This window comes from Streptomyces sp. NPDC002386, from assembly GCF_053593175.1.
In genome coordinates, this window is record NZ_JBSFBX010000041.1 from 1 (window position 1) to 1,441 (window position 1,441).

Consider the following 1,441-nt stretch of genomic DNA (forward strand, 5'->3'; position numbering starts at 1 on the left):
ATGCCCCACTGGCAGTTCGACGGGATCGAGGGGGTCTTGGCGAGGATCTCGGAGACGGGGTAGCGGGACTCGCGGCGCACGGCCATGAAGATGCGCGGCATGACGGGGAAGTGGAAGGCCATGTGGCACTCGTCGCCGCCGGAGGAGTAGTCGCCGAAGTAGTCGACCACGTCCTCGGGCCACTGGTTGGCCTCCGCCAGCAGCACGGTGTCGGGGTACTGGGCGTCGATCTCCTTGCGGACCCGCTTCAGGAACTGGTGCGTCGCCGGCAGGTTCTCGCAGTTGGTGCCCTCCTGCTGGTACAGGTACGGCACGGCGTCCAGGCGGAAGCCGTCGATGCCGAGATCCAGCCAGAACTTCAGCGCGGAGATCATCTCCTCCTGCACGGCCGGGTTCTCGTAGTTGAGGTCCGGCTGGTGCGAGAAGAAGCGGTGCCAGTAGTACTGCTTGCGTACGGGGTCGTACGTCCAGTTGGAGGCCTCGGTGTCGACGAAGATGATCCGGGCGTCCTGGTACTGCTTGTCGTCGTCGGCCCAGACGTAGTAGTCCCCGTACGGACCGTCCGGGTTGCTCCTCGACTCCTGGAACCACGGGTGCTGGTCGCTGGTGTGGTTCATGACGAAGTCGATGATGACGCGCATGCCGCGCTGGTGCGCCGCGTCCACGAACTCCACGAAGTCGGCTAGGTCGCCGAACTCGGGAAGGACCGCGGTGTAGTCGGAGACGTCGTAACCGCCGTCCCGCAGAGGGGACTTGAAGAACGGCGGCAGCCAGAGGCAGTCCACCCCTAGCCACTGGAGGTAGTCGAGTTTGGCGGTCAGACCCTTGAGGTCGCCGATGCCGTCGCCGTTGCTGTCCTGGAAGGAGCGGACCAGGACCTCGTAGAAGACGGCGCTCTTGAACCAATCCGGATGCCGGTCCTTGGCGGGGGTGTCCTCGAAGGTGTCCGGGACGGGCTCGTTGACGATCATATGGCGGGTGACCCTCCGGTCGGCGGGGTGGACGGTCGCAGAACCTGGCTGTGCTCACCCGGTGGACGGTCTCCGGACTCCCGGCCGACGGCCAGCACGTGCGCGCCGCCCGGACCGAGGCGCACATAACTGGCCCTGCCCCAGTGATAGGTGTCGCCGGTGAGCAGGTCGCGCACCGGCGTCGACTCGTGCCATTCCAGGCCGAGTTGCGGCATGTCCAACGAGACCGTGGCTTCCTGGGTGTGGTGGGGGTCGAGGTTGGCGACCACCAGAACCGTGTTCGATCCGCTCCGCTTCGAGTAGACGATCACCGCGTCCTTGTCGGCGTGGTGGAAGTGGAGGTCGCGCAGCTGCCGCAGGGCCGGGTTGGCGCGCCGGATGGTGTTGAGCCGGGTGATGAGGGGGGCGATGGTGCGGCCCTCGCGTGCGGCGGCTTCCCAGTCGCGGGGTTTGAGCTGGTACTTCTCGGA

Annotated in this window: 2 protein-coding genes; both read right to left on the minus strand. The window is 66.4% G+C overall.

Features of this window, described 5'->3' with window-relative positions; all coding sequences use genetic code 11:
- Window positions 1–971 (minus strand): alpha-amylase family glycosyl hydrolase (locus tag ACWCPN_RS34790; protein WP_451214580.1); only part of this gene is annotated, 971 nt, incomplete at its 3' end.
- Window positions 968–1,441: alpha-glucosidase C-terminal domain-containing protein (locus tag ACWCPN_RS34795; protein WP_451214582.1), on the minus strand; the 474-nt coding region annotated here is incomplete at its 5' end. The genes ACWCPN_RS34795 and ACWCPN_RS34790, both read right to left, overlap by 4 nt.